Origin of the sequence: Ramlibacter sp. PS4R-6, assembly GCF_037572775.1 — a bacterium.
Classification (GTDB): Bacteria; Pseudomonadota; Gammaproteobacteria; order Burkholderiales; family Burkholderiaceae_C; genus Ramlibacter.
Genome location: NZ_JBBHKA010000001.1, coordinates 1,209,330 through 1,234,361 on the forward strand (window position 1 = coordinate 1,209,330; position 25,032 = coordinate 1,234,361).

Below are 25,032 nucleotides of genomic sequence, written 5' to 3' on the forward strand. Positions count from 1 at the left end.
CTGCGGCTTTTTTGTTGGCGGTATGGTTGAGCCAAAGACTCAGCTGTACCCGTTGGGATGCGATTCAAGCTCCTCCGCCGCCGCCTCACCATCAGTGCGCCCCGCATGGCCGTGCGCAGCGCCCTGCCGTGGCCGCTGCGCTGGGCGGTGGCCGCGATCATGCTGGGGTTCTGCGCGGCCATTGCGCTGTGGGCCTTCGAGTTCGGCAAGAGCATCGCGGGCCTGGACAGCGGCGCCAAGGAAGAACTGCTGAGGCTGCGTGCCGACGCCGAGAAGCTGCGCTTCGAGCGCGACAAGGCACAGTCGGTGGTGAACACGTCGGCCAGCCTGCTCACGGCCGAGAAGGCGGCGCAGGACCGCCTCGCCGCCACGATCAAGACATTGGAAGCCGAGAACCGCCAGCTGCGCGACGACCTCGGCTTCTTCGAGAAGCTCCTCCCCGCCAGCGGCAGCGAGGCCGTCGCCATCCGCGGCCTGCAGGCCGAGGTGCTGGCGGGCACGCAGTTGAGGTGGCAGGTGCTGCTCATCCAGCCGGTGAAGAACGCCGCCGAGTTCCGCGGCAAGCTCGAGGTCAAGCTGGCCGGCACGCTGGGCGGCAAGCCCTGGATGATGGACGTGCCGGTCGGTGACCTGCGCTTCCGCCAGTACCGCCGCGTCGAAGGCATGGTCGACCTGCCTCAGCAGGCCGTGGTAAAAAACGTTTCCGCCAAGGTGGTGGAAGGCGCGGTGACCCGCGCCGTGCAGAGCATCCCGCTTTAGGGCCACTTTCGCGAAGGAAGAGACACATGTTCGGCAAGAAGGCACCCCCGCCCATCAAGAGCCTCATCGCGCAAGGCACCCGCATCGACGGCCACCTGAAGTTCACCGACGGCCTGCGCGTGGACGGCGAGATCGCCGGCAACGTCACGGCCGACACCGAAACCAACAGCATGCTGGTGATCTCCGAGCAGGCCTCCGTGCACGGGGAGGTCTCGGCGGACCACGTGATCATCAACGGCACCGTGAAGGGCCCCGTCCACGCGCGCGAACTGCTGGAACTCCAGCCCCGCGCGCGGATCGAAGGGGACGTCCACTACCGCGTGCTGGAGATGCACCAGGGCGCGGTGATCGCGGGCACGCTCAAGCCGCTGGAGGCGGCGGCCGGCGAAAAGCCCTTACTGAAGCTGGCGACAACCGCCGCCTGACCTGAAATCCCGACTAGCCTGCTGTACTATTGGGGCAGCAGGCGTTCGTACGCCAACACCGGAGCCCCCATGAGTGCAGTAGCCGAATCCGCCCAAACCGACATGCCCGCCCCGCTGGTCTTCACCGACAGCGCCGCGGCCAAGGTGGCCGACCTCATCGCCGAGGAAGGCAACCCCGAGCTGAAGCTGCGCGTCTTCGTGCAGGGCGGCGGCTGCTCGGGCTTCCAGTACGGCTTCACCTTCGACGAGATCCAGAACGACGACGACACCGTGATGCAGAAGAACGGCGTGTCGCTGCTGATCGATTCGATGAGCTACCAGTACCTGGTCGGCGCCGAGATCGACTACAAGGAAGACCTGCAGGGCGCCCAGTTCGTCATCAAGAACCCGAACGCCACCAGCACCTGCGGCTGCGGCTCGAGCTTCTCGACCTAAGCCGGATATACCGCACCCAACACGCGGGCGCCTAGTGCGCCCGTTGTGCTTTTGAGCTCCAGCTTTTCGCGGCGCACGCACTGGCGGGCGAGCCAGGCGAAGGCGGTGGCTTCGACCTGCAGCGGGGGCAGGCCGGCGGCTTCGCTGGACTCCACTGGCAGGCCCGGCAATTTCGCCTGGAGCCGCTGCATCAGGTGGCCGTTCAAGGCGCCACCGCCGCAGACGATCAGGCGCGTCAAGTCGTAGCGGCTGGCGTCGTTCGCAATGGCGGATGCCGTGAGCTCGGCGAGCGTGGCCTGGACATCGACCGCCTTCTGCGCAGAAGAAGGCACGTGCGCACTCAACCACTGCGTGTTGAACAGGTCGCGGCCCGTGCTTTTCGGCGGCTGCTTCGCGAAGTAGGGCTCGGCCAGCATCCGCTCCAGCAGCGGCTCGATGACCTGGCCGGCCGCTGCCCACTTGCCGTCTTCGTCGAAAGCCTGCTGCGTATGCGTCTGCGCCCATGCATCCATCAGCGCATTGCCCGGCCCGCAATCGAATCCCAGCACCGTGCCGTCGGCCTGGAGCACGCTCAGGTTGGAGATGCCGCCGATGTTCAGAACGCCGATGGTCTCCCCTTGCTTCGCGAACATCGCACGGTGGAAGAAAGGTGCGAGCGGCGCGCCCTGGCCGCCGGCCGCGACGTCGCGCGAGCGGAAGTCGCACACGACGTCGATGCCGGTGAGCTCGGCGAGCAGCGCGCCGTTGCACAGCTGCGTGGTGTAGCCGGTGCCGTCGAATTCCTGCGGGCGGTGGCGCACGGTCTGCCCGTGCGCGCCGATGGCGGTGACCTGTCCCGACTTCGGCAGCAGGCGTTTGACCACGTCCGCATAGGCGCGCATCACCGCGTTCGCCGCGAGCGCGCCACGATGCAGCTCGTTGCTCCCGGGTGAATTCAGTGCGAGCAACTCGTCACGCAGCGCCGGCGCGAAGGGCGTGCCCGCGTGCGCGAGCACCTGGAGCTTGCCGTCGCCGAAATCCGCCAGCACGCCGTCGACGCCGTCGAGCGACGTGCCGGACATGAGGCCGATGTAGAGCTCCGCGGTCATGCCGCGGATGTTAGCCGCGATCAGTTGCCGGCGAGCTGCACTTCGCGCGCGGCGGCGGCCAGCTGCAGGCGCATGGAGCGCGCAAGCCGGTCGAAGTCGGGGCGCAGCTCGGCCGAGAGCGTGGTCGCTTCGGCGCGCTTGGCCATGAGCGTGGGGTTCTGGTGCACGCCGTTCACGCGGAACTCGAAGTGCAGGTGCGGGCCGGTGGCCCAGCCCGTCTGGCCGACGCTGCCGATGGTCTGGCCCTGCGTCACGGCCTGGCCGGCGCGCACGGCGACGCGGCTCAGGTGCGCGTAGAGGGTCTGGTCCAGGTTGCCGTGCTTGACGATCACCACGTTGCCGAAGCCGTTCTGCACGCCGGCGAATTCGACCGTGCCTTCGCCCACCGTGCGCACGGGGGTGCCGATGCGCGCCGCGTAGTCGACGCCCAGGTGCGCCTTCCACTGGTGCTGGATGGGATGGAAGCGCGTGGCGAAGCCGCTGGACACGCGCGAGAACTCCAGCGGCGCGGCCAGGTACGACGTGGTCAGGCTCTTGCCGTCGAGCGTGAAGTACGCGCCCTTGCGGCCCGCGGCCTGGAACCACAGCGCGTTGTACCGGGTGCCGGCGTTGATGAACTCGACGGACAGGATGCGGCCGGTGCGCACGGGCTCGCCGTCGGCTTCCAGCGTTTCGTACACCACGTCGAAGCGGTCGCCCATGCGCAGGTCGCGGTGGAAGTCGATCTCGCTCGAGAAGATCTCCACCATCTGCGTGACCACGGCGTCGGGCACGTGCGCGTCGTCGGCGGCGCCGAAGAGCGACGTGCGCACGACGGCGCTGCCCAGGCGCACGCTGGCGACCAGCGGCGCCGTCTCGACGTGAGAGACGAAGACGCCGCCGGCCGCACGGTCGACGACCAGGCGCGTGAAGCTGCCGCCGGTATCGGGCACCCAGCGCGCGGTGAGCTTGACCAGCTCGCGGCGCTCGTTCGTCTCGACGGTCACCGAGCGGCCGCTACGGCCCATGAGCTGGCGGCGGAAGGTCGGCTCGCGGCGCAGGAACGAAGCGGCCGCCGCATCGTCGACGCCCAGGCGCGCGAGCAGGGCCTCGACGCTTTCGCTGGCGCGCGTGGCGTCGGAGCGGAACAGGTTCAGGTCGTGGTTCTCGAGCGCGGCCAGCTGCGCGTCGATCGCGAGCGGCGCGACCTCTTCGAGCACCTGGCGCACGACGATGTGTTCGGGGGACGGGTCCAGCGTGGCGACGCCGAATGCGGCGCCGCCGCCGCACAGCAGGAAGGCCGCGATGGCAGCCGTCGCCTGCCGGGGATGGTGTTCGAGCGCATGCCCCAGTCGGGACAGCAATCGTTCGCAAGCGGCGGCGAAACCGTTCATCAACATCGCGTCCTGTGTGGGGCTGCCTTCTCCTGCGGCCCGGGGCAGGCGGCGCGCACGCGGGTCAAGCGGGGTGCGGCCGGGGCGGGTGGGACGCCGACAACTAGAATCGACGTCATCCATTCGGGCTGGCGCAGTATACCGGCGTAGCTCGTCCGGTCCAGCAGAAAAACGTTATGAATCAAGAGCTTGTTACACAATTCCCGGTGACGGACCGGGTCCGCGAGGCGATGGGCGTGAGCCTGCGCGGGGTGGAGGAACTGATCCCGCAGGAAGACTGGCTACGCAAGCTCGCGAAGTCGGAGGCCACCCGCGTGCCGCTTCGCATCAAGCTGGGGCTGGACCCCACGGCGCCGGACATCCACGTGGGCCACACCGTGGTCCTGAACAAGATGCGCCAGCTGCAGGACCTGGGGCACACGGTGATCTTCCTGATCGGCGACTTCACCACCATGATCGGCGACCCGTCGGGCCGCAACACCACGCGCCCGCCGCTGTCGCGCGAGCAGATCGAGGCCAACGCGGAGACGTACAAGGCGCAGGCCTTCAAGGTGCTGGACCCGGCGAAGACCGAACTTCGTTACAACAGCGAGTGGAGCGACCCGCTCGGCGCGCGCGGGATGATCCAGCTGGCGGCCAAGTACACGGTGGCCCGCATGATGGAGCGCAACGACTTCGACCAGCGTTACAAGGCCGGCACGCCGATCTCCATCCACGAGTTCCTCTACCCGCTGATGCAGGGCTACGACTCGGTCGCGCTCAAGAGCGACCTGGAGCTGGGCGGCACCGATCAGAAGTTCAACCTGCTCATGGGCCGCCACCTGCAGGCCGAGTACGGGCAGGAGCCGCAGTGCATCCTCACCATGCCTTTGCTCGAGGGCCTGGACGGCGTCGAGAAGATGTCGAAGAGCAAGAACAACTACATCGGCATCACGGAGGACGCGAACACGATGTTCGCGAAGGTGCTCTCGATCTCCGACGAGTTGATGTGGAAGTGGTTCACGCTGTTGTCCTTCCGCAGCGAGGCCGAGATCGCGAAGCTGAAAGCCGAAGTCGGCGGCGGGCGCAACCCGAAGGACGCGAAGGTGATGCTCGCGAAAGAAATCACCACGCGCTTCCATTCGGCGCAGGCGGCGGACGCGGCGGAGCAGGACTTCGCGAACCGCAGCAAGGGGGGCATTCCCGACGACATCCCCGACGTGAAGCTTTCGGGCGCGCCGCTGGGCATTGCGCAACTGCTGAAGCAGGCGAACCTGGCGCCGTCCACCAGCGAGGCCAACCGCCTGATCGACGGCGGCGGCGTGCGCGTGGATTCCAGCGCCGTCAGCGACAAGGCGCTGAAGCTGAACGCCGGCACCTACGTCGTGCAGGTCGGCAAGCGCAAGTTCGCGCGCGTGACGCTGGCCTAGCGCGCGCCGGCCTTCTCCAGCATCTGCACCATCGCCGTGTAGCCGCGCGAGCGCGCGAGCTGCAGCGGCGTCGCGCCCGTGCGGTCGGCGAGCTGCAGGTTGGCCTTCGCGTCGATCAGCGACTTCAGCGTCTCCTGGTGGCGCGCGCCGCCGTCGCCGAGGACGATGGACTCGATCACGGCCGTCCAGTGCAGGTTGTTCACGTGGTCCAGCGGCGCGCCGGCGGCGATCAATTGCTTGACCACGCCGGCGTGGCCCAGGTGCGCGGCCGCGATGAGCGCGGTGCCGTCGTAGCGGCTGGTGACCAGCTTGGCGCTGGCGCCGAGCGAGAGCAGCAGGCGCAGCGTGTCTTCGTCGTTCGCGACGGAGGCGATGGTCACGGCGTCGTAGCGATCGTTCTCGAGCTGCCCGAGGTTCGCGCCGGCTTGCGCGAGGGCGCGGATCGCCTCGCGCTGTTTCGCGAACGTGGCGACATGGAGCGGCGTACGTCCGTACCCATCGCGCCCGTTCACGTCGGCTCCTTGTCCGCGAATGCGGCGAATGGCCTCGACGTCGCCCCTGTGCGCCGCGGCATGGAGGCCGCCGTAAGCCGCAATTTCGGATGCGGCGGGAGGAACTTGCGCCTGGGCGGAGGCGCACAGGAGCAGGCAGGTCAGGAAGAGCGATCGCATCGCCCGATTGTCGAGCTTGCGCTGCTTGTACATCACATGTATAATTCATGTCATGTTGACCAACATCGATATTGATGAAGACCTCGTCGCGCAGGCGATGCAGGTCACTGGCGCCAAGACCAAGCGTGAGGTCGTCGACCGCGCGCTGCGCGAGCTGGTGGCGCGCTCCAGGAGAACACGGTTCAGCGACATGTGGGGCTTGAGCGGGCCGGACGCCCTCTGGCCGGACTACGACCCCAAGGGAGAAGCCGGCGAGCCGCCGGGCAAGTACCGTGTCGAACAGGGAACGGCCACCTACAAGGTTGCACCCGTGGTGCCGCCGAAACGGCGGAAGCGCTGATGCTGCTGGTGGACTCTTCCGTCTGGATCGACACCGTGCGCGCCACCGCGAGCGACGCGACCCGGTTCCTGGCCGGCCGCAACGACAGCGACGAGCTCGCGACTACCGGCGTCATCGTCCAGGAGGTCCTCCAGGGCTTCGGCAGCGACAAGGACTTCGAGAAGTGGCGCGAGCGTTTCTGGGGCATGCTGATCCTGGAGCCCCGCGAGCTTTCGACGTTCGAAATCGCGGCCGACCTCTATCGCCGCGCACGCCGCAAGGGCCTCACCATCCGCAAACCCAGCGACTGCCTCATCGCCGCGCTCGCCCTGGAGCACGGCGCGCTGCTCGTGCACAACGACCGGGATTTCCTCGCCCTCGCGCAGGTCGAGCCCGCGCTGCTCGTCTTTCCCGGCCGCCCGCACTGAGGCTCAGGGCGCCGGCGTCGCCAGCGGCTTGCCCTTTTCCACCACGTACACGCCGACCAGCTTTACCGGCTTGCCGCTGTCGTTGTGCGCGTCGTGCACCACGCCCGCCGGGATCACGAACGACTCGCCGGCCTTCACGCGGCGCGGCGGCTGGCCGTCGATGAGCAGCAGCGACTCGCCTTCGAGGATGTAGCTGATCTCGTCGCCGGGATGGGTGTGGCGGCCCGCCTTGCCGCCGGGGGCGACTTCCACGCGCGCGATCACCGCCTCGCGGCCGGGCACCGACACGTCGGCGCGGCCGACCATCTCGCGCTTGAGCGCCGACACGGGCGCCGCGGGCGCGGCGGCGGGCGCGGGCGCCTGCGACTGCGTCGTGCAGGCGGCGAGGGCGGCCACGGCCGCCAGCATCAGGGCTTGTCTCATTTCTTGTCTCCTGGAGGTTGAGCCACGCATGCTATCCGCGAGAATCGCCCCATGTCCATCGCCACGTCGGCCCGCACGCTGTCGCCGCAGTTCCTGCTGCGCGTCTCCATCATCGTGGCGCTCGTCACCATCGCGCTCAAGACCCTGGCCTGGTGGGTGACGCAGTCGGTCGGCCTGCTGTCCGACGCGATGGAGTCGCTCGTCAACCTGGCCAGCGCCGCGTTCGGCCTGTTGATGGTGACGATCGCGCGGCGCCCCGCCGATGCCGACCATCCCTACGGCCACACCAAGGCCGAGTACTTCTCGTCGGGCTTCGAAGGGTTGTGCATCTTCCTCGCGGCCGCAGGCATCCTGTGGGCGGCGGTGCAGCGCCTGTTCCACCCGCAGCCGCTGGAAGCCGTGGGCATGGGCCTGGCGCTTTCCGTGGTCAGCTCGGTGCTCAACGGTGTGCTCGCGTGGGTGATGCTGCAGTCGGGGCGGCAGCACCGCTCCATCGCGCTGGAAGGCGACGCCCGGCACCTCATCACGGACGTGTGGACCTCGGTCGGCGTCATCGTCGGTGTCGCGTTGGTCGCAGCCACGGGCTGGCAATGGCTCGACCCGGCGGTGGCCATCGGTGTGGCGCTGAACATCCTGCGCGAAGGCGTGGCGCTGATGTGGAAGTCGTCGCAGGGCCTGATGGACGAGGCGCTCGAGCCCGAGGTGCTCGACGAGATCACCCGCACGCTGGAGACGTTCAAGCACCCGACCATCCGCTTCGACCACATCTCCAGCCGGCGCTCGGGGCAGCGGCGCTTCGTGGACCTGCACATGCACATGCCTGCGAGCTGGACGCTCGGGCGCGCGGCGGCTGTTCGCGCGTCGGTCGAACAGGCACTGATGAGTGCGGTGCCGGGCCTGCGCGCCACGATCCAGCTGCTGCCGACCAACGTCGAGACGCACAGCGCCGACGAGGAGGACCTCATTTGATCGCCCTGGTCCAGCGCGTGGCGCAAGCCCGTGTCGACGTCGCGGGACTGACGATCGGCGAGATCGGCGCCGGCCTGCTGGTGCTGGTGTGCGCCGAGCGCGGCGACGCGGAAGCCCAGGCCGACAAGTTGCTTGCCAAGGTGCTGAAGCTGCGCATCTTCAGCGATGAGGCCGGCAAGATGAACCGCAGCGTGCAGGACACCGGCGGCGGGCTGCTGGTGGTCAGCCAGTTCACGCTGGCTGCGGACACGACGGGCGGCAACCGCCCGAGCTTCACCAACGCCGCGCCGCCCGACGAGGGCCGCCGTCTCTACGAGTACTTCGTGCAGCAGGCACGGGCCGCGCACCCGGTCGTCGCCACGGGCGAATTCGCCGCCGACATGAAGGTGCACCTGGTCAACGACGGCCCGGTGACCATCCCGATGCGCGTGGCCTAGTACGGGTTGGGCACGCCCAGCGCGCCCAGCAGCAGGATCTCCAGCGCTTCCATCTCCAGCGCCTCGCGCTCGCCGGTTTCGTGCTCGTAGCCCTGCGCGTGCAGCGTGCCGTGCACCAGCAGGTGCGCGTAGTGGTCCTTCAGCGACTTGCCCTGTGCGAGCGCCTCTCGCTGAACCACCGGGCCGCACAGCACGATGTCGGCCATCACCATGGGCTGGCGCGCGTAATCGAACGTGAGAACGTTGGTGGCGTAGTCCTTGCGCCGAAACTGCTTGTTCAGGCCGCGGCCCTCTTCCTCGCCGACGATGCGCACCGCGATCTCGCCGGCATGGTCCAGCGCCATCCCCACCCACTTGCGCACGTTGGCCGGCGTGAGCACGCGGCGGTGCGCCGCCACGTCGTCGAAGTGCCCGAACTGCAGCGTGAAGTCGAGCGAGCGGCCCTGCGGCATGCTATTTCTTCCGGTCGGCGTCGTAGGCGTCGACGATGCGCGCGACCAGCGGGTGGCGCACCACGTCCGCGCTGGTGAAATAGGTGTGCGCGATGCCCTTCACGCGGCGCAGGACGCGCTCGGCGTCGACCAGCCCCGACAGGCTGCCCTTGGGCAGGTCGATCTGGCTGATGTCGCCCGTCACCACGCACTTGCTGCCGAAGCCGATGCGCGTCAGGAACATCTTCATCTGCTCGGGCGTGGTGTTCTGCGCCTCGTCCAGGATCACGAAGGCGTTGTTCAGCGTGCGGCCCCGCATGAAGGCCAGCGGCGCGATCTCCAGCGCGCTGCGCTCGAAGGCCTTGGTCACGCGCTCGAACCCCATCAGGTCGTACAGCGCGTCGTACAGCGGGCGCAGGTAGGGGTCGACCTTCTGCGACAGGTCGCCCGGCAGGAAGCCGAGCTTCTCGCCCGCCTCCACCGCCGGGCGCGTGAGGACGATGCGCTGCACGCTGCTGCGCTCCAGCGCGTCGACCGCGCACGCAACCGCGAGGTAAGTCTTGCCGGTACCCGCCGGGCCGATGCCGAAGGTGATGTCGTGGTTGGCGATGTTGTCCAGGTACACGCTCTGGTTGGGCGTGCGCGCCTTCAGGTCGGTGCGGCGCGTGTGCAGCACCTGCGCGCCTTCGGCGTCCTCGTCCAGCGGCATCTCGCTGGCCACCATCAATTGCACCTTGTCGGCGGCGATGGGCCGGCCCGCCATCTCGTACATCGCCTCCAGGATTTCGAGCGCGCGCTGCGCCTTGGGCTTGGCGCCTTCGATGCGGAACTGGTCGGCGCGGTGCTGGATGCGCACGGCCAGTGCCTCCTCGATCGTGCGCAGGTGTTCGTCGGTAGGCCCGCAGAGGTTGGCCAGGCGCGTGTTGCTGGCGGGCGAGAACTGGTGTTTGAGGATCAAGCGGTGATAATCCTGCGAAGAGGAAGCTGGAAGCCGCATGATAGGCAAATTGACGGGGCTGCTCACGGACAAGAACCCGCCGCAGGTGCTGGTGGACTGCAACGGCGTCGGCTACGAAGTCGACGTGCCGATGAGCACCTTCTACAACCTGCCCGGCGTCGGCGAGAAGGTGTCGCTGCTCACCCACTTCGTCGTGCGCGAGGACGCGCAGATCCTCTACGGCTTTGCCTCCGGCGGCGAGCGCGAAGCCTTCCGCCAGCTGATCAAGATCTCGGGCGTCGGCCCGCGCACGGCGCTGGCGGTGCTGTCGGGCCTGAGCGTGGCCGACATCGCGCAGGCGGTGACGGCGCAGGACTCCGCGCGGCTGGTCAAGGTGCCGGGCATCGGCAAGAAGACCGCGGAGCGCCTGCTGCTCGAGCTCAAGGGCAAGATCGGCGCGGACCTCGGGGCCGCGAACGCCGTGGCGACCAGCGACGCGCAGGCGGACATCCTGCAGGCATTGGTCGCGCTCGGCTACAGCGACAAGGAAGCGGCCGCATCGCTCAAGTCGCTGCCCAAGGACGTGGGCGTGAGCGAAGGCATCAAGCAGGCGCTGAAGGCGCTGACCAAATGACCATCCAGACCGACGACTTCGCGCCCGCGCCGGACAAGCGTGTCGTGTCGGCCGCGCCCGCCTCGCCGAACGAGGAGGCGATCGAGCGCGCGCTGCGTCCCAAGCTGCTGGCCGAATACGTCGGCCAGGCCAAGACGCGCGAGCAGCTGGAAATCTTCATCGGCGCCGCGAAGAAGCGCGGCGAGGCGCTGGACCACGTGCTGCTCTTCGGCCCGCCGGGCCTGGGCAAGACGACGCTGTCGCACATCATTGCGCACGAGCTCGGCGTGAACCTGCGCCAGACCTCGGGCCCGGTGCTCGAAAAGCCGAAGGACCTGGCGGCGCTGCTCACCAACCTCGAGAAGAACGACGTCCTCTTCATCGACGAGATCCACCGCCTGTCGCCGGTCGTCGAGGAAATCCTCTACCCCGCGCTGGAGGACTACCAGATCGACATCATGATCGGCGAGGGCCCCGCGGCGCGCTCGATCAAGCTCGACCTGCAGCCTTTCACGCTGGTCGGCGCGACCACGCGTGCGGGCATGCTCACCAACCCGCTGCGCGACCGCTTCGGCATCGTGGCGCGGCTGGAGTTCTACACGCCCGAGGAGCTGACGCGCATCGTCCGGCGCAGCGCCAAGCTGCTCGACGCGCCGATCGATGACCAGGGCAGCACCGAAATCGCGCAGCGCTCACGCGGCACGCCGCGCATCGCCAACCGCCTGCTGCGCCGCGTGCGGGACTACGCCGACGTCAAGGGGAGCGGCAAGATCGACAAGGACATCGCGCACAAGGCGCTGGCCATGCTCGACGTGGACCCGCAAGGCTTCGACGTGATGGACCGCAAGCTGCTCGAGGCGGTGATCCATCGCTTCGACGGCGGGCCGGTGGGGCTGGACAACATCGCGGCTTCCATCGGCGAGGAGCGCGATACCATCGAGGACGTGATCGAGCCCTACCTGATCCAGCAAGGCTACCTCCAGCGCACGCCGCGCGGCCGCGTGGCCACGCTGGCGGCGTTCCGTCACCTGGGGGTGGCGCCCCCGAAAAGCGCCGGCGAGCTGTTCGGCGACTGAGCCACCGGCGCGTGGGCGCGCGCGTTGTGCACGATCAGCACTTGCGCCGCGTAGTAGGTCGCCAGCACCCAGAACTCCTGCATCGGGATGCGCACCGCGAACTTGTTGATCGCGAGGATCGAGTCGCTGAGCATGAACACGACCGCGCCGATGGCGACGCCGGCTGCGTGCTGGTCCCGCAGAACCGAGGCGCGGCCGATGGCCTGTGCGGCCATGGATGCGATGACGAGCGCATAGGCCGCGACGGCGACCTTCAGCACCGGCGGCAGGTGCGGGAAGAGGATCGCGTACATCACGACCGCCGCGGCCAGCGTCCCCGCAAGCGCCTTGCGGCTCGCGAACCACGGTGCATCCCGGCGGAACAGGGCGATGTAGCAAAGGTGCGCGATGAGGAAGGCTACGAGCCCGGGGATGAAACGCCCCGGCAGCAGCACGTCGCCGACGAGCGAGAACACCAGCGCGCCCACCAGCAGCCACTGCACGCGCCCACGATGCAGCACGAAGCCGATGGCGATCACCATCACCAGCGGCTTGAGCCAGCGGTGCAGGTCCGTCATGCCGACCGCAGCGGTCGCCGTCGCCAGCGCTGCGGCCTCCAGGAGCAGCACCTCGACCATCGCGATGCGGCCCTGCATGGCCGCGGCCAGCGCCCACAGCGACAGCGCGAACACGCCCACCCACACGGCGGCATGAGGCAGGGGCATGCCCTCGGCATTCCACAGGAAGGCCGTGGCGCCGAACAGCATGGCGGTGAACTGGATCGCCGCGAATCCCGCCATCTGCTTCGTCATCTGGGGTTCGTAGCGCGTCACCTTTGCGATGTCGAAGGCCGGCTTCGGGAAGCGCTCGGCGACGTCGGCGGGCCGCCAGCCCGGCGGCTTGATCCACACACGCAGCTTGTCGGCCCAGCTCTTCGCATGCCAGCTGTCTTTCATCAGCGCCCAATAGACCTCGGCGTTGGCCCACAGCGGGTCCCAGCTTTGCAGCGGGGAGCGCGTGCCGTAGATGCACTTCTCGCTTTCCTCCTCGAAGCTGCCGAAGATGCGATCCCACACGATCAGGATGCCGCCATAGTTGCGGTCGAGGTAGCGGTCGTTCACGGCGTGGTGCACGCGGTGGTTCGAGGGCGAGACGAACACGCGGTCGAACCACCCGAGCTTGGGCACGTGCTCGGTGTGCACCCAGAACTGGTACAGCAGGTCGACCATCGCGACGATGCCGAACACCAGCGGCGGCACGCCGGCGAGCGCCATCGGCACGTAGAAGACCCACCCGAGCAGCGCGCCGGAACTCGTCTGCCGCAGCGCAGTGGACAGGTTGTAGTCCTGGCTCTGGTGATGCACCACGTGCGCCGCCCACAGGACCGCGCTCTCGTGCCCCAGGCGGTGCAGCCAGTAGTAGCAGAAGTCGTAGAAGACCAGCGCCAGCACCCAGCCGTACCACGCCATCCAGAAGCCGTCGTTGCGCCACAGGGCGAGCGTCTCGAACACGGCGGCGTAGATGCCCACGCGCAGGAGCAGCGTGAACACCTTGGTCACTTCGCTCAGCATGCCGAGCGCGATGCTCGAGATCGCGTCGTCCAGCCGGTAGGTGTTGCGGCCTTTCGCGAGGCCGTACGCGAACTCGATGGCGATCAGCAGGAGGAAGACCGGCGTCGCGTAGACGATGATCTGGTACTGGGACATACCAGCATTGTCCGGCTGCTCAGGTCAGGGCGCCTCTGGCGTCAACCCTGATGATGCGTTCCACCGTGCCGCTGCGCAGGCCGCCGCGCACGCCGACCAGGGCGTCGTGCAGGTTGACGGTGGGGTCGCAGTGGCCCGGGATCAGCCACAGGAAGCGCCCGATCGCCGGCAGGCGATGCCCGCCGCGGAACGGCCGCAGGATGCCGTGCTCGTCGCCGCCGTTGCCGTATTCGAGCTCGCTGTCCGGGTCCACCGCCAGCACCTTGGGCAGGCCCGAGTCGATGGCGTGGCTCTTGTGCCCGGCGTCGCAGATCGCGCGGTCCTTGTGCACGCCGATCACCTGTGTCTTCACGAAGAGCGCGTGCTCGAACTGCGGCTGCGCGGGATCGCGTTCGTTCGCCGCGTAATCCGCGTCCATGAAGAGGAAGGAGCCGGCCTGCAGTTCGCCGTACACGCCGCTGGCGGCTTCGCACACCATCGTGCCGCTGCCCGCGCCGGTGACGAGTTCGACCGCGATGCCTTCCGCTTCGATGAGCTTGCGCGTGTGCACCACGTCCTCGATCACGACGGCGATGGTGTCGCGCCGCTCCTGCGCGCCGCGCAGGTGCTGCGCGCGGCCGTGGTAGGCCTGCAAGCCCGCGAAGCGCAGCGCCGCGTGCTCGGCCACCGCCTTCGCCAGCGTGACGGCTTCCGGGCCGGGCGGCACGCCGCAGCGGTTCTGCCCGACGTCGATCTCGACGAACACGTCGATCGCCGCGTGCGCGTTCGCCATTGCCTGCGCGAGCCGGCGGATGCCTTCGATGCTGTCGACCGCGATGGCGAGCCGGCCGCCTTCGGCCGCGAGCTGGTGCGCCAGCACAGCCACGCGCGCCAGCTTGTGCGGCGCGACCACTTCGTTGCTGATGTAGATGTCGTGCACGCCGCCCGCCGCCATCGCCTCGGCTTCGGCCGTCTTCTGCACGCAGCAGCCGATGGCGCCGGCCTCTACCATCAGCCGGGCGAGCTCGGCGCTCTTGTGCATCTTGGCGTGCGGCCGCCAGCGCACGCCGTGCTTTCGCGCGAACTCGGCCATGCGGGCCACGTTGCGGTGCATCGCATCGAGGTCCACGACCAGGGCGGGGGTGTCGATCTCCGCGACGCCGCGGCCGACGAGCGCCTGCAGGCGCTCAGAAGGAGGTGGCATCGTCCTCGGCTTCCGAATCGAGGTGCTGCGTGTCGGACCAGCCGACCAGGGTGAAGCCTTCCGGCGTCCACAGCAGCCGGTTGATGGCGCCGTTGGGCAACTCCCAGGTGCGCGGCGAATTCACTTCCTGCCCGGTGGCGATGCGGTACAGCGCGTCGAGCACGCCGCCGTGGGCCACGACGACGATCTGCTCGCCGGGATGGCGCGCCGCCAGTTCCTCCATGGTCCTTTGCACGCGCGCGCGCAGTTCCACGAGCGACTCGCCGCCTTCGGGCGGCTGCCACTCGGGCAGGCGCCGGCGCCAGTTCTGCGCATGGTCGGGCCAGGCCTCGTGGATCTCGTCGAAGGTCTTGCCCTCGAACATGCCGAAGGCGCGCTCGCGCAGGCCCTCGCTGCGCACCACCGGCAGGCCGGTGACTTCGCTGATCTCGCGGGCGGTCTCGTGCGCGCGGCCGAGGTCGCTGGAATAGACGGCGGCGATGTCCTCCCCGGCCAGGGCGACGCCGACGCGGCGCGCCTGCCAGCGCCCGGTCTCGTTCAGGCCGACGTCGCGCTGGCCCTGGATACGGGAATCGGCGTTCCACGCCGTTTCGCCATGCCGGATCGCAATGATTCGCGTGGCTTCCACACCCCCATTCTCGCCAACGGCGAGGGGTGGCGTCAAAAGGCCGCGGAAGGCGGGTTTTTAGCTGGGTATCTGGATGTTCACCTGCCGGGGGCCGGCGGGCGGGTTGGGGAAGCCCTGCAGGGCCGCCGTGAACATGGCCGGGAACACCTTCGCGCCGTCGAAATAGGGTCCGTCGCTGATCGCGCGCGACTCGTAGACGACCCGGTTGTTGCTGAGGTCACGCACCACCACGTTGACCTCGCGGTGGAACCAGGACGGCTCCGACGACGGGTAGCCGAAGCCCACGCCCATGCCGAAGTGGCGGCGCCGGCCCCAGGCGCCGAAGCCCCAGCCGAAGCGGTCCCAGGGGTCGGCGAAAGGCGACACGGTGCGCTCGGTGCGGGCGCTGATCTGCACGGAGAAGCGCGGGGTCGCGTCGTCGCGGCGCAGGCCGGCGGCATTGAGCGCGGGGTCGGCCATCGCCTCGAGCTGCGGCTGGTTCACGTCCTGCTGCGAGGGCAGGCGCTCGAAGCGATAGGTGGCCGGTTGCGGCAGCGTGGGGATCTGGCTGAACGACTGGACGGTGTTGTCCACCGTGTAGGTGCCGGCGCAGCCCGCGAGCAGGGCCAGGGTTGCGACGGCGATCCAGGAAGCGATGCGTTTGGACTTCATTGCACACCTCTGCAGTGAAGCCCGGCGGCTTCACATCTTGATGACTTGCAGGCTCGGCAGCGCGGCGGGCGCCGGGAACTCGTCGTCGTCGAACGCCTTGTCGCCGTGGTCGCTGGCTTCACCCGTTACTTTCAGATTCCTGAAATCGTAGAGGGTTCCGTCGGCCAGGTGTGTAGGAACGACGCTCTGGAGCGCGGAAAACATGTTGTCCAGGCGCCCGGGGTACTTGCGGTCCCACTCGCGCAGCATCTCGCCCACCTGCTGGCGCTGCAGGTTGTCCTGGCTGCCGCACAGGGTGCACGGGATGATGGGGAAGGCCCGGTGCGCGGCCCAGCGCACCAGGTCCTTCTCGGCCACGTAGGCGAGGGGGCGGATCACCAGATGCTTGCCGTCGTCGCTGCAGAGCTTGGGCGGCATGCCCTTGAGCTTGCCGCCGAAGAACATGTTGAGGAACACGGTGGCGAGGATGTCGTCGCGGTGGTGGCCCAGCGCGATCTTGGTGGCGCCTAGCTCATCCGCCACGCGGTACAGGATGCCGCGGCGCAGGCGCGAGCACAGGCTGCACATCGTCTTGCCCTCGGGAATCTTGTCCTTGACGATGGAGTAGGTGTCCTGCTCCTCGATGTGGAAAGGCACGCCCAGCTGCGTGAGGTACTCCGGCAACACGTGCTCCGGAAAGCCCGGCTGCTTCTGGTCCAGGTTGACGGCGACGATGTCGAACGAGATCGGCGCGCGCGCCCGCAGCTTCAGCAGGATGTCCAGCAGCGCGTAGCTGTCCTTGCCGCCCGACAGGCACACCATCACCTTGTCGCCGGCCTCGACCATGTTGTAGTCGGCGATGGCCTGGCCCACGAGGCGGCACAGGCGCTTCTCGAGCTTGTGCGTCTCGCGCTCGATCCTGCGCTCCTTCTCGTGCGAGACGGGGGCTGCGGGCTGTTCGTTCCAGACGGCGCTCATGGTCCCCGTATTGTCTCACCGGCTACCATTCCCGCATGAGCCTCGCCACGACCTTCGCACCCACCGGGCGCCTGCGCGCCGCGATCAACACCGGCAACGCCGTGCTCGCGCGCAAGGACACGGCCGGCGGCGCGCCGACGGGCGTGTCCGTGGACCTCGCGACGGCGTTCGCGCAGCGGCTGGGCGTGCCGGTCGAATTCGTCGTGGTCGACACGGCGGCGAAGTCGGTCGATGTGGTCGTGGGCGGCCAAGCCGACATCGGCTTCTTCGCCATCGACCCGAAGCGTGCCGAGCACATTGCCTTCACGGCTGCCTATGTGCACATCGAAGGCGCATACCTCGTGCGCGAAGACTCGCCGCTGCGCGCCAACGAGGAGGTCGACCAGCCGGGCCGCACCGTCGTCGTTGGGCAGGGCAGCGCCTACGACCTGTACCTCACGCGCGAGGTAAAGAGCGCGACCTTGTTGCGCGCGCCGTCGTCGCCGGCGGTGGTCGACTTCTTCCTGGAGGAGAAGGCCGACGTCGCAGCCAACGTGAAGCAGCAACTGGAGATGGACGCGAAGCGCCTTGGCGGCCTGCGCCTGCTGCCGGGACGTTTCATGGTGATCCAGCAGGCGATGGGCTGCCAGCGCTCGCGCGGGCCGGAAGCCGTTGCCGAACTCGCGCGCTTCGTCGAGGAGATGAAGTCCGGCGGCTTCGTCGCACAGGCGCTGGCGCACCACAAGATCGAAGGCGCGAGCGTCGCGCCTGCCGCCTAGAGCGTCTCGAGCGAGCCCAGGCGCCCCGGCTGCGTCTGGCGCAGGTTCTTCACCGCGCGGTTCATGCCTGGGGCCAGCACGTTCCAGCGCATGGTGCGCGTGACGTGCGGGTAGCGGTCGCGGTAAGCCGCCGACACCTGGAAGTCGTAGGGGTCGTGGAAGGTCCCCAGCACACCCAGCGAGATCGATGCCGACATGGCTTCGTTGCCCGTGAGGTAGGCGTCGCCGATCCCGTCCCACAGCGAATCGCCCCGGCGGTGCAGGCCGTAGCCCCAGTCCCAGGTCTGCGCGCGCAGGCGCGCGCGCGCCGCGGCGACGTACTGCGCGTCGAAGATGTAGGTGTCGGTGCAGCGCCACCGGCCGTCGAGCCAGGCCTCCATCACGGGGCGGCCCGCGCTGGCAATCGCGTTGGTCAGCCCGCGCAGGATGTCGCCGTGCAGCTCGACGTAGCGCAGCCGCGCCGGCACGCCCACGGTGCGCAGCAGCGCGAGGAACAGCGTCGCCTTGTCCTCGGCATCGGCGCGCTTGGCGCGCAATACCTCGTGCGCGGTGCGCAGGCGCAGCTTGACGGGCTTGGCGAAGGGGATGCGCTTGACCGCGCCGTAGATCGTGAGCACCTTCTCGCGCTCGCTGCGGCACAGCTGCGTGAGCGACTGGGCCTTCAGGCGCAGTTTCGTGTCGTGCAGGTCGGCCAGCTGCGTCGACTCCATCCAGTCGGAGGGGTCGTCGCTGACGGCAACCGGAGAAACCACGCTTTTGTCTCCCAGGCCGGGGCGCATCCGGCGTTTCGGCCCATTCTGCGCCCCGACGTTGCCTGTTGCAACTGCCTCAGGCCGGCTGAAGGAGGCCGCGCTTTTCCAGCAGCGCCTCGACCTTCGGCGCGCGGCCGCGGAACGAGGCATAGGCCTCGCCCGGCTCCACGCTGTTGCCGCTGGAATAGATCCACTGTTTCAGGCGCGCGGCGACCTGCGCGTCGAAGGGGTTGCCGGCCTCCTTGAAGGCACCGAAAGCGTCGGCATCCAGAACCTCGGCCCACATGTACACGTAGTAGCCCGCGGCATAGGCGTCGCCGGAGAACAGGTGCTGGAAATGCACCAGCCGGTGGCGCGTGTCGACGGCCGGCGGCAGCCGCAGCTCGCGCAGCACCTGCGCCTCGAAGGCGCTCCAGTCGGTGACCGACGCGGGATCGGGGTGCGTGTGCACTGCCATGTCCACCAGCGCGCTGGCGACGTAGCTCACGGTCTCGTAGCCCTGGCCGAACTTCGCCGCCCTTTGCAATTTGTCGATCAGCGCGTCGGGGATCGGCTCGCCGGTCTGCACGTGGCGCGCGTGGCGGCGCAGCACCTCGGGCTCGGACATCCAGTGCTCGAACAGTTGCGAAGGCAGCTCGACGAAGTCCTGCAGCACCGATGTGCACGAGAGCTTCACGTAGTCGACGTTCGACAGCAGCCCGTGCAGCCCGTGGCCGAACTCGTGGAACAGCGTGCGCACGTCGTCGAAGGACAGCAGCGTGGGCGCGCCCTTGGCGAAATTGTTGTTGTTCGCCACCAGCGGCCGCAGCGTGCCGCCGTTGCGGCCCTGGCGCAGGAAGGTGCTCATCCAGGCGCCGCTGCGCTTGCTGGGGCGCGCGTAGTTGTCGTGGAAGAACAGGCCGACGGGGCCGCCCTGCGCGTCGTGCACCTCGTAGACCTTCACGTCGGGGTGGTAGGCCGGCAGGTCGGGACGCGGCGTGAAGCGGATGCCGAAGAGGCGCTGCGCCGTGTCGAACGCGGCGTTCACCATCGCCTCCAGCGCGAAATAGGGCTTCACCTGCGCGTCGTCGATGGCGTAGTCGCGCTGGCGCACCTTCTCGGCCCAGTAGCGCCAGTCCCACGATTCGATCTCGCCCGTCGCGCCGTCGGCGGCTTGCGCGGCCTTCAGCTGCGCGCGTTCGCTTTCCACCTTCTGCTTTGCGCGGTCCCACACGTCGTCGAGCAGTTGGTGCACGGCCTTGGGCTCTCGGGCCATGCGGTCGACGAGGGCGTAGTCGGCGAAGCTCTTGTAGCCGTGCAACTGGGCCTGTTCCTGGCGCAGCTCGATGATCTGCGCGATGAGCGGGCGGTTGTCGTGCTCGCCTGCATGCTCGCCGCGCGCGGCCCAGGCGCGCCACGCGGTCTCGCGCAGGTCGCGCCGCTGCGAGAAGGTGAGGAAGGGCACGATCAGCGAACGCGACAAGGTGATCGCGTAACCCTCGATGCCGCGCTCCTGCGCCGCCGATCGCGCGGCGCTGCGCACGAACTCGGGCAGGCCGGCCAGTTCGCCTTCCGTCTTCAGCACCAGCTGCCACGTCGATTCGTCGTGCAACACGTTCTGCCCGAAAGCCGTGGTGAGCTCGGCGAGTTTCTGTGTCACTTCCTTGTAGCGCTCCTGCGCCGCGGGCGCGAGCATGGCGCCAGCGCGCACGAAGTCCAGGTGCACGCGCTCCAGCAGGCGCAGTTGCTGGCTGGAAAGCCCGGCCTTCTGCCGCGTTTCGTGCACCGCCTGCACGCGCGCGAACAGCTTGCGGTGCATGTAGATCGCGCTCTCGTGCGCGGCCAGCGGCACCGCCATGCGCCGCTGCACGGCCTGCAGCTCGGGGTTGGTGTGCGAGTGGCACAGGTTGCTGAACAGCGCCTCGATGCGCGACAGGCGCGCACCGCTGCGGTCGAAGGCGGCCAGCGTGTTGTCGAAGCTCGCCGGTGCTGCGTCGTTCGCGATCGCGTCGAGCTCGTCGCGGTGTTCCTTCATCGCGACGTCGAACGCGGGTTCGAAGTGTGTGGGCTGAACGGATTCGAAAGGCGGGACGGCCCAGGCGCCGTGCCAGTCCTGCAGGAGGGGGTTGTCGTGTGTCATTACCAAAGTCCCGTTTCAATACGGATCGCGACTTCGCAATCCTCGAAGATCTCCAGCTTGGCGATGCGCACGCGCACACCGACCACGCCGGGCAGTTGCATGAGGCGGTGGGCCAGCTTGCCGATCAGGCTTTCGAGCAGGTTCACGTGCTCGGCCTTGCACTCCTCGATGATGATGCGGCGCACCTTGCGGTAGTCCAGCACGTGCTTGATGTCGTCGTCGCGCGGCAGCAGCGGTTGCGGGCCGAGGTTCAGTTCGGCGTCGACCATGATCGGCTGCGGCGAGGACTTCTCGTGGTCGAGGATGCCCAGGTTGGCCTCGAACTTCAGGCCGGTGAGGGTGAGGATCTGCTGGCCGGCCTTGCTCATTTCGTCTCGGGCATCAGGGAAAAGTCGCGGTCGAACTTCATCAGGTGCTGGCCGCCGTCCACCAACAGGGTGGTGCCGGTGATGGATGCGTTCTCCAGCGCGAAACGCACCGCCGCCGCCACGTCCTGCGGCGTGGACGAGCGCCCCAGCGGCGACAGGCGGTGCAACTGCTCGAACTGCGCCTGCGTCAGCATGTGGCTGGTGAGCGTGAGTCCGGGCGCGACGCCGACCACGCGCACCCGCGGCGCCAGCGCCAGCGCCAGCATCGTGTTCGCGGACTCGAGCGCGGCCTTGGACAGCGTGTAGCTCACGAAGTCGGGGTTGGTGTTCCAGAGTTTCTGGTCGAGCAGGTTCACGACCACGCCGCTGCCGTTGCGCGCCGACACGTGCTCGTGCAAGGCGGTGGCGAGCACGATGGGCGCGACGGTGTTGGTGCGCATGTGCGCGCGCAGCGAATCGGCGCCGAAGGTGGTGAACGAATCGTGCTGGAACAGCGAGGCGCTGTTGACCACGGCGTCCAGCGTGCCGAAGCGGCCGGCAACTTGCGGCACCAGCGCGCGCGCGGCGGCTTCATCGGCGAGGTCCGCGGCGAAGCTCTCGAAGCGCAGGCCCGGCGCCAGCTTCCGGCAGTCCTGCAGCGTCTGTTGCGCCTCGTCCGCGGAGCTGCGGTAGTGGACGGCCACCTGCCAGCCGCCGGCCGCCAGGCCCAGCGCGATCTCGCGGCCGAGCCGCTTGGCGGCGCCGGTGACGAGTGCGGTGCGGGCGGGGGCGTTCATTGGCGGACAATGCGGCGATGGCCGGCGAAACGCCCAGTGTAGCGAGGGAACTCGCGCAGATCCTGCGCGAGGAGATTGCCCGCGCCGGCGGCTGGCTGCCCTTCGACCGCTTCATGGCCTGGGCCTTGTACGCGCCGGGGCTCGGCTATTACGCCAATGCCTCGCGCAAGTTCGGCCAGATGCCCTCCTCGGGCAGCGACTTCGTCACCGCGCCCGAGATGACGCCGCTGTTCGCCCGGGCGCTGGCGGTGCAGCTGCGCGAAGCGCTGGACCGCACCGGCACGGACGAGGTCTGGGAATTCGGCGCCGGCTCGGGCGCGCTGGCCGAGCAGTTGCTCTACGAGCTGGGCGACCGCGTGCGCCGCTACACCATCGTCGACGTGTCGGCGACGCTGCAGCGCCGCCAACGCGAACGCGTGGCTGCCTTCGGCGACAAGGTGCAGTGGGCGCTGGAACTGCCCGAGCGCATGTCGGGCGTGGTGGTGGGCAACGAGGTGCTCGACGCGATGCCGGTCAAATTGCTGGCGCGCGTGGATGGCAAGTGGCACGAGCGTGCCGTGTCGTGCGGGGACGAGGGCTTCGTGTGGAACGACCAGCCCACCTTCCTGCGCCCGCCGGCGCCGATCGAGGGCGAGCACGATTACGTGACCGAGGTGCATGCGCAGGCCGAGGCCTTCGTGCGCACGCTGGCCGACCGGCTCGAGCGCGGCGCGGCCTTCTTCATCGACTACGGCTTCCCCGAGGCCGAGTACTACCACCCGCAGCGTTACATGGGCACGCTGATGACCCACCGCGGCCACATGGCGGACCCCGACCCGCTGACGCGCGTCGGCGAGAAGGACATCACGGCCCACGTGAATTTCACCGGCATCGCGATGGCGGCGCAGGAAGCCGGCCTGCTGGCTCTGGGCTTCACGACGCAGGGCCGCTTCCTGCTCAACTGCGGCATCGCGAAGTGGCTCGCCGAGGCCGACCTGCCCGATCGGGCGGCGGGGCACCGCCTGGTGGCGGAACACGAGATGGGCGAGCTCTTCAAGGTGATCGCCTTCCACAAGGGCGAGTGGTGGGACGCGATCTGTTTCAGCGAAGGCGACCGCACGGATCGACTGTAGTCGGGCAAACTCGCACGGATGATTCGCTGGTTCATCGTCGTCTTCCTCGCGTTGCTGCTCATCAACGCGCTCACGCCCTGGCTGCAGCGCGTCGGCTTCGGCAAGCTGCCGGGCGATTTCCGCTTCCGCTGGCTCGGGCGCGAATGGTTCCTGCCCGTCACCAGCACCATCGTCCTGAGCCTGCTCGTCAGCCTGGTCGCGAAGGTGATCTGACATGAAAGCTTGCATCGACATCGGCGGGACCAAGGTGGCGGTGAGCCTGAACAGCGGCGCGGGCCTGGAGCTCATCGCGCGGCGCAGCGAACCCACGGCCAAGGAAGGCACGAACGACGCGCTCGCGCGCCAGATCGTGCGCATGGTCGACGCGGCCTGCGCGGAAGTGGACCTCGCGCCGGGCTCGGTGGAACGCGCGGGCGTGTCGTCGTGCGGGCCGTTCGTGATGCGCCATGGCCTGATCGAGATCGCCGCGCCCAACATCTGCGGCGGCATCGCGGGCCCGGCGCGCGGCCTGCCCAACGACTGGAAGACCGCCTTGCTGGAAGCGCCGCTGCGCGAGCGCTTCCGCGAGGTGCGCGTGGAGAACGACTGCGTCGCGGCGCTGGAGGCCGAGCGGCGCTGGGGTGCGCTGCAGGGCTTCGACCACTGCGCCTACATCACCTGGAGCACGGGTATCGGCTGCGGCCTGTGCGTGGACGGCCACGTGCTGCGCGGCAAGAACGGCAACGCGGGCCATGCGGGCCACATGTTCGTCTCGGACGACACCGAGGCGCTGTGCGGCTGCGGCAACATCGGCGACGTCGAAGCGCTCACGGCGGGCAACGCGATCGCCCGCCGTTTCGGCGCCGATGCGCCGACGCTGTTCCGCCTGGCGCAGCAGGGCGATCGTGACGCCGACGCCAAGGTCGACGAGTTGTGCCGTGTGCTGGGCCGCGCCCTTTACAACCTCATCGCCACGCTGGACCTCGAGCGCATCAGCATCGGCGGCAGCGTGTTCTGGCACAACCGCGACTACCTGTTGCCCAAGCTGAAGTCGCAGGTGAGGGGCAAGTTGCCCGCCCTGACCGACGGCTGCGAGCTCGTGGGCGCGGGCCTGCAGGACAAGGTCGGCGACTACGCCGCGCTGGCCTTGCTGGTCTAGCCGCCGAGCGCGCGCGCCACGGCTTCCACGCGGGCGCGCTGGATCTTCTCGCCGACCTGCGGGCCCTTCAGGCCCTGCGCCTGCGCGCTTTCGGCGATCTCGTGCGTCGGCACTTCCTGCGCCGCGGCCAGCGCGCCTTGCAGGCGTGCCGCTTGGGGGTAGTCCTTCGCGCCGTGGCCGCGCGCGATGCACTCGCAAGCGAGCAGGACGGCGTCGAACCGCTGCGGCTTGCGGAAGGCATCGCAGTGTTCGAGCAGGCGCACCAGCGTTTCGGCGTCGGCCTGCCCGCTCGCGTCGACGTTGCCGTGCTCGCGCGCGACCACCTCGGCGAGCTCGCGGCACTCGGTGGGCACGCGCAGGCGCTCGCACACGCCGCGCAGCCCTTCGCCGAGGCCGTGCACGAGGCAGGCGAAGCGCACGGGCAGCGGGGCGTCGCGGTGCGCCGCTTCGGCCAGCACGCGCGCCAGCGCCGCGTCCCAGCGCGCATCCAGCTCCGGCAGCAGCCGCGCCAGCGCGCCGCATTCGCGCAGCACGTCGAACATGCGGGCCGGCTCGCGCTCCATCAGGCCGCGCGCGAATTCCTGCCACACCCGCTCGGCCACCAGGGCGTCGGCCTCGCCGGCATCGACCATGCCGCGCATCAGGTGCAGCGTCTCCGGCGCCACGCGGAAGTCGCTGAAGCGCGCAGCGAAGCGGGCCAGCCGCAGGATGCGCACCGGGTCTTCGCGGAAAGCCTCAGTCACGTGGCGCAGCACGCGGGCCTTCAGGTCGCGCTGGCCCTGGAAGGGGTCGACGATGCGGCCCTGCGGGTCCTGCGCCATCGCGTTGATCGTGAGGTCGCGGCGCGCGAGGTCCTGCTCCAAGGTCACCGTCGGCTCGGCGTGGAAGGCAAAGCCGTGGTAGCCGCGGGCGGTCTTGCGCTCGGTGCGCGCCAGCGCGTACTCCTCGCGCGTCTCGGGATGCAGGAACACCGGGAAGTCCTTGCCCACCGGCAGGAAGCCTGCGGCGATCAATTGCTGCGGCGACGCGCCGACCACCACCCAGTCACGGTCGTTGACGGGCAGGCCGAGCAAGGCATCGCGCACCGCGCCGCCGACGATGTAGGTCTGCAT

General features: G+C 68.9%; 30 protein-coding genes. 14 read left to right on the forward strand and 16 right to left on the reverse strand.

Features of this window, described 5'->3' with window-relative positions; genetic code table 11:
- The first annotated feature begins 57 nt into the window (after positions 1–57).
- The 3 genes from WG903_RS05950 (at position 58) to erpA (ending at position 1,619) form a co-directional block, all read left to right on the forward strand.
- Entirely contained in the window at positions 58–759 is a 702-nt protein-coding gene (locus tag WG903_RS05950) for a DUF6776 family protein (RefSeq protein ID WP_340073308.1), read from the forward strand.
- Positions 760–785: 26 nt separating this feature from the next.
- Positions 786–1,184 carry a bactofilin family protein gene (locus tag WG903_RS05955; protein ID WP_340073309.1) on the forward strand — a complete coding sequence of 133 codons (399 nt, stop codon included), beginning with the start codon at positions 786–788 and terminating at the stop codon, positions 1,182–1,184.
- A 69-nt stretch (positions 1,185–1,253) separates the two neighbouring features.
- Positions 1,254–1,619 carry an iron-sulfur cluster insertion protein ErpA gene (gene erpA, locus WG903_RS05960; protein WP_340073311.1) on the forward strand — a complete coding sequence of 122 codons (366 nt, stop codon included), beginning with the start codon at positions 1,254–1,256 and terminating at the stop codon, positions 1,617–1,619.
- Here erpA and WG903_RS05965 read toward each other — a convergent pair.
- Both WG903_RS05965 and WG903_RS05970 read right to left on the reverse strand, forming a co-directional pair.
- Positions 1,616–2,707: an anhydro-N-acetylmuramic acid kinase gene (locus WG903_RS05965; RefSeq protein ID WP_340073312.1), complete on the reverse strand. Its 1,092-nt coding sequence runs from the start codon at positions 2,705–2,707 to the stop codon at positions 1,616–1,618. The two genes, erpA and WG903_RS05965, sit on opposite strands and share 4 nt — an antisense overlap.
- 20 nt (positions 2,708–2,727) lie before the next feature.
- Positions 2,728–4,083, reverse strand: a complete 1,356-nt coding sequence (locus WG903_RS05970) for a M23 family metallopeptidase (protein WP_445263623.1) — start codon at positions 4,081–4,083, stop codon at positions 2,728–2,730.
- A gap of 173 nt (positions 4,084–4,256) precedes the next feature.
- On the opposite strand from WG903_RS05970, the gene tyrS reads away from it, so the two are divergent.
- Positions 4,257–5,489, forward strand: coding sequence for a tyrosine--tRNA ligase (gene tyrS / locus WG903_RS05975; protein WP_340073314.1), 1,233 nt, complete (start codon positions 4,257–4,259; stop codon positions 5,487–5,489).
- On the opposite strand, the gene WG903_RS05980 is transcribed toward tyrS, so the two are convergent.
- Positions 5,486–6,160 carry an ankyrin repeat domain-containing protein gene (locus tag WG903_RS05980; RefSeq protein WP_340073315.1) on the reverse strand — a complete coding sequence of 225 codons (675 nt, stop codon included), beginning with the start codon at positions 6,158–6,160 and terminating at the stop codon, positions 5,486–5,488. The two genes, tyrS and WG903_RS05980, sit on opposite strands and share 4 nt — an antisense overlap.
- 52 nt (positions 6,161–6,212) lie before the next feature.
- Here WG903_RS05980 and WG903_RS05985 point away from each other — a divergent pair, with 52 nt between their 5' ends.
- Entirely contained in the window at positions 6,213–6,500 is a 288-nt protein-coding gene (locus tag WG903_RS05985) for a type II toxin-antitoxin system VapB family antitoxin (protein ID WP_340073316.1), read from the forward strand.
- A complete protein-coding gene (vapC, locus tag WG903_RS05990; protein WP_340073317.1) occupies positions 6,500–6,907 on the forward strand; it encodes a type II toxin-antitoxin system VapC family toxin in 408 nt (135 codons plus the stop codon). The genes WG903_RS05985 and vapC overlap by 1 nt, the downstream gene beginning before the upstream one ends.
- A 3-nt stretch (positions 6,908–6,910) precedes the next feature.
- Here the strand turns inward: vapC and WG903_RS05995 are convergent, their stop codons facing one another.
- Positions 6,911–7,330 (reverse strand): cupin domain-containing protein, encoded by a 420-nt coding sequence (locus WG903_RS05995; RefSeq protein ID WP_340073318.1) that lies wholly within the window; start codon positions 7,328–7,330, stop codon positions 6,911–6,913.
- A 51-nt stretch (positions 7,331–7,381) separates the two neighbouring features.
- Between WG903_RS05995 and WG903_RS06000 the strand changes: the two genes are divergently transcribed.
- Both WG903_RS06000 and dtd read left to right on the forward strand, forming a co-directional pair.
- Entirely contained in the window at positions 7,382–8,299 is a 918-nt protein-coding gene (locus tag WG903_RS06000) for a cation diffusion facilitator family transporter (RefSeq protein WP_340073319.1), read from the forward strand.
- Complete coding sequence (gene dtd, locus WG903_RS06005) at positions 8,296–8,736, forward strand: D-aminoacyl-tRNA deacylase (protein ID WP_340073321.1); 441 nt, start codon at positions 8,296–8,298, stop codon at positions 8,734–8,736. The genes WG903_RS06000 and dtd overlap by 4 nt, the downstream gene beginning before the upstream one ends.
- Here the strand turns inward: dtd and ybeY are convergent.
- Together ybeY and WG903_RS06015 are read right to left on the reverse strand one after the other, a co-directional pair.
- The gene (gene ybeY / locus WG903_RS06010; RefSeq protein WP_340073322.1) at positions 8,733–9,188 is read right to left on the reverse strand and encodes an rRNA maturation RNase YbeY; all 456 of its coding nucleotides are present in this window, start codon (positions 9,186–9,188) and stop codon (positions 8,733–8,735) included. The genes dtd and ybeY overlap by 4 nt on opposite strands.
- A 1-nt stretch (position 9,189) precedes the next feature.
- Positions 9,190–10,125 carry a PhoH family protein gene (locus WG903_RS06015; protein ID WP_340073324.1) on the reverse strand — a complete coding sequence of 312 codons (936 nt, stop codon included), beginning with the start codon at positions 10,123–10,125 and terminating at the stop codon, positions 9,190–9,192.
- Between the two features lie 37 nt (positions 10,126–10,162).
- Here WG903_RS06015 and ruvA point away from each other — a divergent pair, with 37 nt between their 5' ends.
- Positions 10,163–10,738, forward strand: coding sequence for a Holliday junction branch migration protein RuvA (gene ruvA / locus WG903_RS06020; protein ID WP_340073325.1), 576 nt, complete (start codon positions 10,163–10,165; stop codon positions 10,736–10,738).
- Positions 10,735–11,793, forward strand: coding sequence for a Holliday junction branch migration DNA helicase RuvB (ruvB, locus tag WG903_RS06025; RefSeq protein ID WP_340073327.1), 1,059 nt, complete (start codon positions 10,735–10,737; stop codon positions 11,791–11,793). The genes ruvA and ruvB overlap by 4 nt, the downstream gene beginning before the upstream one ends.
- Here ruvB and WG903_RS06030 read toward each other — a convergent pair.
- The 5 genes from WG903_RS06030 to ttcA are packed head-to-tail and all read right to left on the reverse strand — an operon-like array spanning position 11,742 to position 16,897.
- Positions 11,742–13,478 carry a lysoplasmalogenase family protein gene (locus tag WG903_RS06030; RefSeq protein ID WP_340073328.1) on the reverse strand — a complete coding sequence of 579 codons (1,737 nt, stop codon included), beginning with the start codon at positions 13,476–13,478 and terminating at the stop codon, positions 11,742–11,744. The genes ruvB and WG903_RS06030 overlap by 52 nt on opposite strands.
- 19 nt (positions 13,479–13,497) lie before the next feature.
- Positions 13,498–14,661, reverse strand: coding sequence for a DSD1 family PLP-dependent enzyme (locus WG903_RS06035; protein WP_340073329.1), 1,164 nt, complete (start codon positions 14,659–14,661; stop codon positions 13,498–13,500).
- Complete coding sequence (locus WG903_RS06040; protein WP_340073330.1) at positions 14,645–15,289, reverse strand: histidine phosphatase family protein; 645 nt, start codon at positions 15,287–15,289, stop codon at positions 14,645–14,647. Before WG903_RS06040 ends, WG903_RS06035 begins: the two co-directional genes overlap by 17 nt.
- Before the next feature lie 57 nt (positions 15,290–15,346).
- The gene (locus tag WG903_RS06045) at positions 15,347–15,940 is read right to left on the reverse strand and encodes a DUF4136 domain-containing protein (protein ID WP_340073332.1); all 594 of its coding nucleotides are present in this window, start codon (positions 15,938–15,940) and stop codon (positions 15,347–15,349) included.
- 30 nt (positions 15,941–15,970) lie between these two features.
- Complete coding sequence (gene ttcA, locus WG903_RS06050; protein ID WP_340073334.1) at positions 15,971–16,897, reverse strand: tRNA 2-thiocytidine(32) synthetase TtcA; 927 nt, start codon at positions 16,895–16,897, stop codon at positions 15,971–15,973.
- A 35-nt stretch (positions 16,898–16,932) separates the two neighbouring features.
- On the opposite strand from ttcA, the gene WG903_RS06055 reads away from it, so the two are divergent.
- Positions 16,933–17,655 carry an ABC transporter substrate-binding protein gene (locus WG903_RS06055; protein ID WP_340073335.1) on the forward strand — a complete coding sequence of 241 codons (723 nt, stop codon included), beginning with the start codon at positions 16,933–16,935 and terminating at the stop codon, positions 17,653–17,655.
- Here the strand turns inward: WG903_RS06055 and WG903_RS06060 are convergent.
- The 4 genes from WG903_RS06060 to WG903_RS06075 all read right to left on the reverse strand — a co-directional run bounded on the left by WG903_RS06060 (position 17,652) and on the right by WG903_RS06075 (position 21,670).
- Positions 17,652–18,407, reverse strand: coding sequence for a transglutaminase-like domain-containing protein (locus WG903_RS06060; RefSeq protein ID WP_340073336.1), 756 nt, complete (start codon positions 18,405–18,407; stop codon positions 17,652–17,654). The genes WG903_RS06055 and WG903_RS06060 overlap by 4 nt on opposite strands.
- 76 nt (positions 18,408–18,483) lie before the next feature.
- Positions 18,484–20,526 carry a M3 family metallopeptidase gene (locus WG903_RS06065; RefSeq protein ID WP_340073337.1) on the reverse strand — a complete coding sequence of 681 codons (2,043 nt, stop codon included), beginning with the start codon at positions 20,524–20,526 and terminating at the stop codon, positions 18,484–18,486.
- Positions 20,526–20,894 (reverse strand): dihydroneopterin aldolase, encoded by a 369-nt coding sequence (locus tag WG903_RS06070; RefSeq protein WP_340073339.1) that lies wholly within the window; start codon positions 20,892–20,894, stop codon positions 20,526–20,528. The genes WG903_RS06065 and WG903_RS06070 overlap by 1 nt, the downstream gene beginning before the upstream one ends.
- Positions 20,891–21,670, reverse strand: a complete 780-nt coding sequence (locus tag WG903_RS06075; RefSeq protein ID WP_340073340.1) for an SDR family oxidoreductase — start codon at positions 21,668–21,670, stop codon at positions 20,891–20,893. Before WG903_RS06075 ends, WG903_RS06070 begins: the two co-directional genes overlap by 4 nt.
- 17 nt (positions 21,671–21,687) lie before the next feature.
- On the opposite strand from WG903_RS06075, the gene WG903_RS06080 reads away from it, so the two are divergent.
- From WG903_RS06080 to WG903_RS06090, 3 genes are read left to right on the forward strand one after another with little or no spacing between them, the layout of a single operon-like run.
- Entirely contained in the window at positions 21,688–22,782 is a 1,095-nt protein-coding gene (locus WG903_RS06080; protein ID WP_340073341.1) for a class I SAM-dependent methyltransferase, read from the forward strand.
- Positions 22,783–22,800: 18 nt separating this feature from the next.
- Positions 22,801–22,995: a DUF2905 domain-containing protein gene (locus WG903_RS06085; protein ID WP_340073342.1), complete on the forward strand. Its 195-nt coding sequence runs from the start codon at positions 22,801–22,803 to the stop codon at positions 22,993–22,995.
- Between the two features lies 1 nt (position 22,996).
- Complete coding sequence (locus WG903_RS06090; protein WP_340073344.1) at positions 22,997–23,920, forward strand: ROK family protein; 924 nt, start codon at positions 22,997–22,999, stop codon at positions 23,918–23,920.
- Here WG903_RS06090 and WG903_RS06095 read toward each other — a convergent pair.
- The gene (locus tag WG903_RS06095; RefSeq protein ID WP_340073345.1) at positions 23,917–25,032 is read right to left on the reverse strand and encodes a multifunctional CCA tRNA nucleotidyl transferase/2'3'-cyclic phosphodiesterase/2'nucleotidase/phosphatase; all 1,116 of its coding nucleotides are present in this window, start codon (positions 25,030–25,032) and stop codon (positions 23,917–23,919) included. The genes WG903_RS06090 and WG903_RS06095 overlap by 4 nt on opposite strands.